This is a genomic window from Actinosynnema sp. NPDC059797 (assembly GCF_042732085.1).
Classification (GTDB): Bacteria; Actinomycetota; Actinomycetes; order Mycobacteriales; family Pseudonocardiaceae; genus Actinosynnema.
Map to the genome: position 1 here is coordinate 1 of NZ_JBHWIE010000251.1, position 10,401 is coordinate 10,401.

Sequence of the window (10,401 nt, forward strand, 5' to 3'; positions counted from 1 at the left end):
GTGATCAACTGTTCGACACCTGGCAATGGCAGGTCGGCGGGAGCATCGCCGATCCCGGGCTGATCGGCGGCATCCTGCTGGAAATGATCGGCATGGCCGCCACCTTCATCAGCATCTGGCGCAACGAGGACGACCTGTCCTGCGAGCGCGGCATCGTCCTGGACCGGCAGGCCCTGGCCGTGCTCGCGCACCGCGGGACCACCGAGTGGCACTTCAACGGCGACGGCTATCACAAGCTCAGGATCAAATACACCGGAGACAAGGTGCCGTTCCCGGTCGGCACCCTCGAGTACGTCGTGCGCTCCAGCGACGGCTGGAGCGCACCGATCGCCCTGCCGTGGAAGACCATCGCCCCGCCCGCGCTGGCCTCCTACCAGGGCAAGCTGTACGCCGCATTCGTGCGGTCCGAGCCAAACGACCAGGCGGTGATGTGGACCTGTCTGGACAACGGCGCGTGGCGGAAACCCGCACGCATCGGCGGGGATGAGAGCTATTACGCTCCCGCCCTCGGTGTGGCCGACGGCAAGCTGTTTTACGCCGTTACCGGCAAAAGCCACTTGTTGTACGTCCGCACGTTCACCGAAACCGGAGGCTGGAGCGACGTCACGAGAATGCACTCGACTGAGTCACCGGCCACGGCTCCGTCCCTGGCGGGGTTTCGGGATGCGATGTGGATGACCCACGTCAGGGACACCGGCATCCCCTGGCTCAACATCCGCGAACGCGGCAGCGCCAGTTGGCGCGGCGCCTACCAGGACACGATTTGGTGGATCACCCGCGACCCGATCGGCATGGCCAGTTGGGACGGGTACATCTGGCGCGTCATGCGGAAGGCCGACAACACCGTGCACGTCAGCCGACATGCGGACAGCGGTGGATGGCAAAGCCTCGGCCAGGTCAGCGGCTGGAAAGTTCCCAGCGGGATGGCACTGGCCCCCTACGACAACAGGCTGTGGATCCTCCTGCGCGACATGGAGGGCGTCCTGAGAGCGGCCAACTACTCCGGTTCGTGGTCGTCTACCCACTTCGTGGGCGGGAACAACCCGATCAAGCTGTTGGACGAGCCGGCGGCGGCCAGCCATAACGCCAAGCTGTACGTGATGTATCGCCGCTGATCCGGCTGCATGCCCCCTGTTCTACGGTTGCTCAACTCTGCCCGCAGGGCAGGGGGCTGTCGCCATGCCGTCGACTGAGGCGTGCGCTGAGAGTCGTGGTGGCGCACCGCCAGGTCGAGGGCCCGCTCCAGATGTCCGGTGGCCTGCTCGTGCAGGTCCAACCGGGAGCAGGCGTAACCGAGAAGCCTATGGGCGCGGATACGAGTGGCGAGGTCAGGCAGGTGTTCGGCGGCGTCCAGAGCCGCCTGCCACACGGCGAGCTCGTCGTGCCGGTGTCCCCGCCGGAGGTGGTAGGTGGTCAGGTTCCAGGCGAGGTGCCAGACGACCGCGTGGCGGCCGAGAGCTGCGGCGGCGAGCTGGGTGGCCAACAGTGTGGCGTGCTCGGCCTGCAACCAGGCCATCGCGGCCGTGACGTCGGGCAGTGGAAGCGGGCGGATGCCGGGCGCGGGCGAGCCGGGTGGCAGCAGCGTGCCGTGGCGTTGCAGAAGGCGGTCGGCGGCGTGGGCGGTGTGCAGGTGGAAGTCCATCACCCGGGTCAGGGCCGTCTCCCGTACATCGTCGGGCAGGGTGGTGCGGGCGGTGTCTGCGGCGTAGGCGCGGACCAGGTCGTGCATCGCGTACCGGCCGCCCGGCTGGCGGTCGAGTAACGAGGCGTTTTCCAGCGCGGCCAGCATCTTGCGGGCGAGGCGGTTGGGCAGGCCGGTGAGGGCGGCGGTGGCGGGCGGGGTGGTGTCGGGGCCGGGGGCGATGCCCAGCAGCGCGAACACGGTGCGCTGGGTGTCGGTGAGGTGGCGCAGGGACCAGGACAGCACCGTGGGCAGGCTGGCGGCCGGGTCGGTGTCGTGGTCGAGCGCCTCCAGGTCGAGGTCGCGCAGTTCGGCGGCGGTCTCGGCCAACGCGATGTCGGGGTGGGGTTCGGCGGTGCGCGCGGTGATCGACAGCGCCAGTGGGTGGCCCCCGCACAGCCTGATCAGCTCGTCCACGGCCTCGGGTTCGGCGGCGACGCGGTCGGCGCCCAGGCGGGCGGCCAGCAGGCCGCGGGCCTCCTCGTGGGTCAGGGCGCCGAGGGGCAGGTGGCGGGCGCCGTGCCGGTCGATCAGCGAGGCCAGCCGGTGACGGCCGGTGACCAGCACGGTGCAGGACGGCGAGCCGGGCAGCAGGGGGGCGACCTGGTCGCTGGTGGCGGCGTTGTCCAGCACGATGAGCATCCGCCGCCCGGCCACCAGGCTGCGGTAGAGCGCGGCCTGGGCGTCGAGGTCGGCGGGGATGCGGTTCGGGTCGACTTCGAGGGCGTCGAGGAACCCGCGCACCGCCATCGCCGGCCGCACCGACTCGCCGGTGGGGCTGAAGCCGTGCAGGTCGACGAACAGCTGCCCGTCGGGGAACCGCTCCAGCCGCCGGTGCGCCCACGCCAGCGCCAGCCAGGTCTTGCCGATGCCCCCGGCCCCGCCGATCGCCGACACCAGCACCGTCGCGCCCTGCCTCGCACCCGCCGGGTCGGCGGGCGCTGTGGTGGCAGTCAGCACGCGGTCCAGCCGGGCCAGCTCGGCGCTGCGCCCGGCGAACGAGGCCGGCGCGGCGGGCAACTGCCGCGGCACCACCGGCGCGGGCGGCAGCGGCGCTGCGTGCAGCGACACGTCACCGTGCACCACACCGGCCTGCACCACCACACCCACGGTCCCCGACACCGAGTTGCGGACCCGCGCCGTGCCGTCGCCGCCAGCCTCGGGCGGAGGGGCCTGCGACGCGGGGTCGTCGGGCTGCCGCAGCTCGGGCGTCACCACCGAAGGCCACCTCCCGGTCCGGTCGCCGGCCGATGGAGCACAGCGTGGCACCGCCGCGCCACTGCGCCGGCCGGCGCCGGCGAAATTCACCCGACCGGCATCGGCCCACCCGCACAACGACGGCTCCACCGGCCCGGACGCCGGGCCACCGGACCCCGCGCCGCCGACAGGCGACCGACGCCCCGCCCCTGACACCCCGATGACGCCTCACACGTCACGTGCGGGCGGCGAAGAGCACCCGTGGTTCCAGATCCAGCCGCGTGGCCGGGGTTTCCTCCGGTGGCGCGAGGTCGAGGACCAGGTCGCCCATGCGGCGAATGGTGTGCTGGATGTACGGGGTGACGGTGGCCAGGTCGTCGCGGTCGACCGGGTAGCCCTCGCCGGCGAGCTGGTTGGCCACGTCGGTGAGGTCCAGCGCGGTGGAGTAGATCGCGCAGTTGGCGATCAGCTCGTTGAACTTGATCACGCGTTCCTGGTGGTCGGGGTCGTTGTGGCCGATGAGCTTGCCGCCGATCATCAGCCATTCCGCATAGCCGTGGAACGCCTCGGCCTTGTTCGTGATCGCGGTGATCTGCTCCCGCAGACCCGGCTCGGACAGGAACCTCAGCAGCGTGACGGTGCGGATGACGCGGCCGAGTTCCCGGAACGCCCGGTACAGGCGGTTCTTGTGCGAGTGGTTGCCCAGGCGGCGCAGCAGCGTCACCGACGACACCCGCCCCTCGCGGATCGAGATCGACGTGCGCAGCAGGTCCGTCCAGTGCTTGGCGATGAGGTCCCAGTCGATGGCGTTGTCGCCGAACAACGTGTCGATGTGGGCGTACCGTGCCGCCGGATCCGGCCGGTAGAAGTTCAGGTCGTGCCAGTTGCGAATCCTTGGCAGAAGCTCGAAGCCCAGCAGCGCCGCGAGCCCGAACACCGGCAGCGACTGGCCCTGGGTGTCGGCGTGGATGGTGTCCGGCTGAACGTTGGAGTCGTTGTGCAGCAACCCGTCGATGATGTAGACGGCCTCCCACGCCCCACAGGGGACGAAGTGGCTGAACAGCGCGATGTAGGAATCGGACACGAACCTCATGGCCAGCCCGCCGTAGCCGCCGTAGCGGATGTGCGACTCGGCGAGCAGGTTGTTCTCCCAGGTGTCCATCTGCGAGCCGTCCACGGCCACGACCTGACCGTCACCCCACACCCCGGCCACGTCGAGCACCGTGAACGCGTTGATCACGTCCGCCGAGCACTTGTGGACCTTGTCGGCGGTGGAGTGCTTGTTCCCGGCCGTGTACAGCTCGTGCGCGCTGACCTGGCCGCGCATGTGCCGGGCGACCTCCGCCGCGCCCAGGTTCGCTCCGTAGGCGTAGGCGGTGAGCACATACCGCCCGAGCACGTCGCCGCGGATCTTCGGATCCGATCCTGAGGCCGGGCCGAGGTGACGGTGCCAGCCGGTCAGATAGGCGGTGCGGGTGAGGATGTCGAGCAGGCTGCGCTCGGGCAGCCGCTGGTGGATCGCCTGCTCCAGGGCCAGCGCCGACGGCCGCCGGTCGGCGCTCTTGCGCCGCTTGAGCACCGGGCGGCCCTCCCCCAACACCAGGTCGGTGTTAGCCGGATACCCGGCGTCCACCCGCGCCGCGGTGGCGGTGAGCTCGCGCCGGTAGTGGTCGACCAGTTCGCCGGCGTCGGTCGGGATTCCGGCCTGCTCGCAGAACTGCACCGCCAACGGCAGGCACTCGTCCCACGACATCAGCTGCGCGCCCAGGTCGGCGTAGGAATCCGACCCGGCCACCGCGATGTCCCCCGAGCGCAGCTCCGCGGCGAGGTAAGAGAACACGCACACCTCCAGGTGCCGGCGCGCGAGCATCCCCGGCCGGTCCCGGTGCCGCAGCACCTTGCGCCACGCCACCGTGGCGAACGCGTCGACATCGACCGCCACGGTGACCTGCCGACCCTCCACGGTGTGCACCGTGGATTCCGGGATACAATCGCTGCGCCGGTCCCGGTTGACCCGGATGAACTCCACCGCGTCCAGCACACTGCGATCCGCCGTCGTCGGGGTCATCTCCAGCGCGTCGACCAGCGTGAACAACACCGACCGGTGCGAGCGGTAGAAGCTCTCCAGCAGCGGCAGGTAGTTGTTGCCGTGATAGGCCGACACCGCCTCGTGCGCCGCCGAGAGCATCTCGACCCCGCCCGCGGCGTCCAGCGTCTTGAGGAGCAGCCGGCCCGCCCGCTCGGCGACCTCGGCGTCCGTGCCCGGACCACCCGTCACACCGCCGGGGCCGGTGTCGGGCACGGTGGTGGCCTCGCGGGCACCCGCCAGGACCTCACCGAACACGCCGATCAGCCGCTCGGACTCCGCACGGTGCGCCTCGCGCAGCTCCTCCAGCCTCTCCCTGCCTTTCTTGTGCAAGGCGGCCATGCGCTTGCAGAACATCGTGACGACCTCGTCGCGGGCCTCGACCCGTTGCTGGTGCACCAGGCTGACCAGCAAAGTCAGCCGCTTGGCCTCGCCGGTCTTGCGCATGTCGTCCACGTTCGCGACACGCGCCTCGCCAGCGAAGTGGGAGACCTTGCCCGGTGGCACCCCGTCCAGCCACCGCTCGGTCGGGCCGATCACGTCCAGCGCCTGCAAGTGCGCCAACCGCTGCTTGAACTTGCCCAGCGTCGCCGCCTGCGCCGGCGACTTGATCCGATCGAACTCGCTGCGCCGCGTCGCCGGATCCACCACCAGCAACCGTTCCAGCCGCGCCAGCTCGACCCGGTCCGGTCGCGACGCCACCATCGCGAAGAACCCGCTGTTGACCTCCGCGCGGATCGTCGCCGCCATCGCGTCCAGCGTCGTGTAGCCGGGCAACTCACACCGCTGCCGGACCAGCTCCTCCAGCGCCACGTTGATCAGATCGGCCGGGTTGTCCTTCGTCTGCACCGCCGCGCGGATGGCCTGCTCGGCCACCTCCCGCACCCGTGCCGCCTCGTACTTCACACCGAGCCGGTCCCGCACGAACTGCCGATGCCGCTTCGCCGTACGTTCCGCGTCGGTCCCCGCCGGCGCCGACTCCGCCAGCTCCAGCACACCGCGCACGTGGTCGACCACCACGGCTGGCACGTCGTCGAGCTTCGCGAAGTAGCCCAGCCGCTGATAGCACTTCAACCGCACCATCAGCGCCAGCAGATGCGACTCGGACTGCGTCCTGCCGCGCGCCCACGACACCTCGTCCGGGGTGGGCGTGAACGCCTCAGCCAGTTCCCGCGCCGACACCGCACGCTTGAACCGCGGGTACGCCGTGCGATCGATCGACGCCAACCCGACACCCCAGCAAGATCACCGACCAGACACGCACACCTTAGCCAGCGACCGCACCGCTACACGGACCTGCTCGGGACCAGCGACTACGTCAGGCGCGGCCCGTTTCTGGCGTATTCGGTTCCTACCCCTCGCAGGGTGACGCAGGCCGCGTTGGTGCCGTTCCTCTGGTCGCCGCAGACCAGCGTGCCCTTCGGGTACTTCGTGTTGATGTTCGCCTTGTACTCGGTGACGGCCTTGCTACCGGGCCAGCGGTGGTTCTTGATGAAGATGACGGGGTAGCGCGCGATCCCGTCCGTGAACGAGACGGTGCCGGTGCTCACCAGCACGTTGTTGTCACCCGCCTGGTAGTAGACGTCGGCGGCGAAGCAGACCTTGCCGTTGCAGGTCGACTTGATCTCCGCGTTCGCCGGGGCCGCGACGGCGGTCATGAGCACCCCGGTCGCCGTCGCGGCGACCAGCAGAGAAGTCGGTTTCCTCAAGGCAGCCTCCTCGATCCTCCCCCGGTGCCACCAGCGTGGCACGGTGGCCCCGGGCGTCCCGGTCGGCGGTCGGCAGTCCACTCGGGCGAGTTAACGGGTCCACCTGGTCGTGCGACGACCGGCCGCCGGGGCCGTCCGGGGTCGGTCAGCGCGGCACGGCGTCCAGGGCCTTGTAGATCCGCTTGTCGGAGACGGTGTAGCGGGTGCCGACGGTCTGGGCGAAGTAGCTCAGCCGCAGCTCCTCGATCATCCACCGCACCTCGTCCAGCTCCTCGTGCGGTTCGTCGGCGGGCAGGGAGGCGCGCAGCTCCCGGTACTCGGCGTGGACGTCGTGGACGCGGTCCATCCACTCGCGGTCGCGGTCGAGGTTGTGCGGCAGCTTCTCCAGCCTGCGGGCGATGCCCTGGAGGTAGCGGTGCACGTCGGCGAGCCGGTCGGCGCCCGCCTCGGTGACGAAACCCGGGTGCACCAGGCCGGCGAGCTGGGCGCGGACGTCGGCCAGGGACTCGTCGAACACCGCGCCGCGCACCGCGCCGATGCGCAGCTCCACGTCCTGGGCGGCCTCCAGCACGCGCCGCACCTGGTGCACCACGTCGAAGGTGGTCTCGCCCAGGCCGCGGCGGACGTGCTCGGCGAGCTCGGCGAAGTCCTGCTCGTTCCACGCCGGGCCGCCGTGCTCGCGCAGCAGCTTGTCCGCGGCGGCGGAGATGCAGTCGGCCAGCAGCGGGGCGACGCCGCCGTGCGGGTTGCGGGTCAGGGCGAGCTTCTCGGCGTTGTTCAGGCCGCGCTGGAGCGACTTGACCGGCGAGGGCACGGTGAGCAGCAGCAGCCGGCGGGTGCCGCGCCACATGGCCTGCCGCTGCCGCCCCGGCGTGTCCAGGATCTCCACGGCCACCGAGTCGCCCTTGTCGACCACCGCGGGGTAGGCGGTGACCACGATGCCGGAGCGGCGGCGCTGCACGGTGCGCGGCAGGTCGCCGATGTCCCAGCGGGTCACGCCGGTGCGGGCGAGGTTGCTCGCGGCGGCGGCCAGGGACTCCCGCAGCTGACCGCGCAGCCTGGCCTTGAGCGCGGCCAGGTCCTTGCCGGTGGCCAGTTCGCGGCCGTCCTCGTCCAGCACGCGGAAGGTGAGCTTGAGGTGCTCGGGCACCTGGGCGAGCTGCCAGTCGTCGCGGTGCACGACCACGCCGGTGAGCCGGCGCAGCTCGCGCTCCAGGGCGGGCAGCAGCGGCTCGTCGGGGTCGATGCCGTGCAGGGCCGCGGCGGCGACGTCGGGCACGGGCACGAAGTTGCGGCGGATCGGCTTGGGCAGCGACCGGATCAGCGACACGACCAGCTCGGTGCGCATCCCGGGCACCTGCCAGGACAGCGAGTCGTCCGGCAGCGCGGTCAGGGCGGGCAGCGGCAGGGCCACGGTGACGCCGTCGACCGGGGCGCCCGGTTCGAACCGGTAGGTCAGGGGCAGGCTCAGCCCGCCCCGGCTCAGCTGGTCGGGGTAGGCGTCGGGGGTGACGCCGACGCGGTCGTTGACCAGCATCGCCTTGTCGAAGGTCAGCAGGTCGGGCCGGTCGCGGCGGGCCTTCTTCCACCAGGAGTCGAAGTGGCGGGCGGAGACGACGTCGGCGGGCACGCGCTGGTCGTAGAAGTCGAAGACGACCTCGTCGTCGACCACGATGTCGCGGCGGCGGGCGCGGTTCTCCAGTTCCTCGACCTCGGCCAGCAGCTCGCGGTTGAGGCGGGCGAACTCGTGGTGGGTGGTCCACTCGCCCTGCACCAGGGCGTGGCGGATGAACAGCTCGCGCGACAGGGCGGGGTCGATGCGCCCGTAGTCGACCTTGCGGGAGGTCACCACGGGCACGCCGTAGAGGGTGACCTTCTCCAGGGCCACGACCGCGCCGCGCCGGGCGTCCCAGTGCGGTTCGCTGTAGGTGCGCTTGACCAGGTGCCCGCCCAGCTTCTCGGCCCACTCGGGCTCGATCCGGGCCACGATCCGGCCCCACAGGCGCGAGGTCTCCACCAGCTCGGCGGCCATGACCCACTGGGGTGGTTTGCGGAACAGCGCGGAGCCGGGGAAGATCGCGAACTTGGCGTTGCGGGCGCCGAGGTACTCGGTGGCGGCGCGCTTGCCGGGCTCGCGCTTGGGCACGTCCTTGAGCCCGATGTGGGACAGCAGGCCCGACAGCAGCGAGACGTGGACGTTGCGCGGGTCGGCGGGCTGGTCGTTGACGTGCACGCCCAACGTCTTGGCGACCTGCCGCAGCTGCTGGTAGACGTCCTGCCACTCGCGCACGCGCAGGTAGTTGAGGAACTCGGCGCGGCACAGCTTGCGGAACTGGTTGCTCGACAGCTCCTTCTGCCGCTCCCGCAGGTACTGCCACAGGTTGAGGTAGGCGACGAAGTCCGAGTCCGGGTCGGCGAACCGGCCGTGCTGCTCGTCGGCGGCCTGCTGCTTGTCGCTGGGCCGCTCGCGCGGGTCCTGGATGGACAGCGCGGCGGCGATGACCATGACCTCGCGGACGCAGCCGTTGCGGTCGGCTTCGACGACCATGCGGGCCAGGCGCGGGTCGACGGGCAGCTGGGCGAGCTTGCGGCCCAGCGGGGTGAGCTTCTGCTCGCCGGGCACGATCGCGCCCAGCTCCTGGAGCAGCTGCACGCCGTCGGCGATGTTGCGGGACTCTGGCGGGTCGATGAACGGGAACGCGGCGATGTCGCCCAGGCCGATCGAGGTCATCTGGAGGATGACCGAGGCGAGGTTGGTGCGCAGGATCTCCGGGTCGGTGAACTCCGGTCGCGCGTCGAAGTCGTCCTCGCTGTAGAGGCGGACGCAGATGCCCTCGGACACGCGGCCGCAGCGGCCCTTGCGCTGGTTGGCCGAGGCCTGGGAGATCGGTTCGATGGGCAGCCGCTGCACCTTGAGCCGGTGGCTGTACCGGGAGATGCGGGCCGTGCCGGGGTCGATGACGTACTTGATGCCGGGCACCGTCAGCGACGTCTCGGCGACGTTGGTGGCCAGCACCACCCGGCGGCCGCCGTGCGGCTGGAACACCCGGTGCTGCTCGCCGAACGACAGCCGCGCGTACAGCGGCAGGACCTCGGTGTTCCTCAGGTCCAGGGCGGCCAGGGCGTCGGCGGTGTCGCGGATCTCGCGCTCGCCGGACAGGAACACCAGCACGTCGCCGGGGCCCTCGGCCTGCAGCTCGCGCACGGCGTCGCAGATGGCCTGGGTCTGGTCGCGGTCGGGGTCGGCGTTCGGGTCGTCGGGGTCGACCACCGGGCGGTAGCGGACCTCGACGGGGTAGGTGCGGCCGGAGACCTCGATGATCGGGGCGTCGCCGAAGTGGCGGGAGAACCGCTCGGGGTCGATGGTGGCCGAGGTGATGACGACCTTGAGGTCCGGGCGGCGGGGCAGCAGCTGCTTGAGGTAGCCCAGCAGGAAGTCGACGTTGAGGCTGCGCTCGTGGGCCTCGTCGATGATGATCGTGTCGTAGCGCGACAGCATCCGGTCGGTCTGCAGCTCGGCGAGCAGGATGCCGTCGGTCATCAGCTTGACCAGGGTGTCGTCGCCGGACTGGTCGGTGAACCTGACCTTGTAGCCCACCGCGCTGCCCAGCGGCGTGTTCAGCTCCTGGGCGACGCGCTCGGCGACCGTGCGGGCGGCCAGCCGGCGCGGCTGGGTGTGCCCGATCTGGCCCAGCACGCCGCGACCCAGCTCCAGGCAGATCTTGGGC

The 10,401-nt window shown here is 70.9% G+C and carries 5 protein-coding genes; 1 reads left to right on the plus strand and 4 read right to left on the minus strand.

Annotation, left to right across the window (positions count from 1 at the left end):
- On the plus strand, positions 1-1,115 hold a 1,115-nt coding region (locus tag ACFV4N_RS33000; protein WP_499676566.1), incomplete at its 5' end, for a hypothetical protein.
- Here ACFV4N_RS33000 and ACFV4N_RS33005 read toward each other — a convergent pair.
- The 4 genes from ACFV4N_RS33005 to hrpA all read right to left on the minus strand — a co-directional run.
- Positions 998-2,899 carry a tetratricopeptide repeat protein gene (locus ACFV4N_RS33005; RefSeq protein ID WP_499676567.1) on the minus strand — a complete coding sequence of 634 codons (1,902 nt, stop codon included), beginning with the start codon at positions 2,897-2,899 and terminating at the stop codon, positions 998-1,000. The genes ACFV4N_RS33000 and ACFV4N_RS33005 overlap by 118 nt on opposite strands.
- A gap of 214 nt (positions 2,900-3,113) precedes the next feature.
- Positions 3,114-6,191 (minus strand): Tn3 family transposase, encoded by a 3,078-nt coding sequence (locus ACFV4N_RS33010; protein ID WP_499676568.1) that lies wholly within the window; start codon positions 6,189-6,191, stop codon positions 3,114-3,116.
- Between the two features lie 86 nt (positions 6,192-6,277).
- Positions 6,278-6,673, minus strand: coding sequence for a hypothetical protein (locus ACFV4N_RS33015; RefSeq protein ID WP_499676569.1), 396 nt, complete (start codon positions 6,671-6,673; stop codon positions 6,278-6,280).
- 145 nt (positions 6,674-6,818) lie between these two features.
- On the minus strand, positions 6,819-10,401 hold a 3,583-nt coding region (gene hrpA, locus ACFV4N_RS33020; RefSeq protein WP_499676570.1), incomplete at its 5' end, for an ATP-dependent RNA helicase HrpA.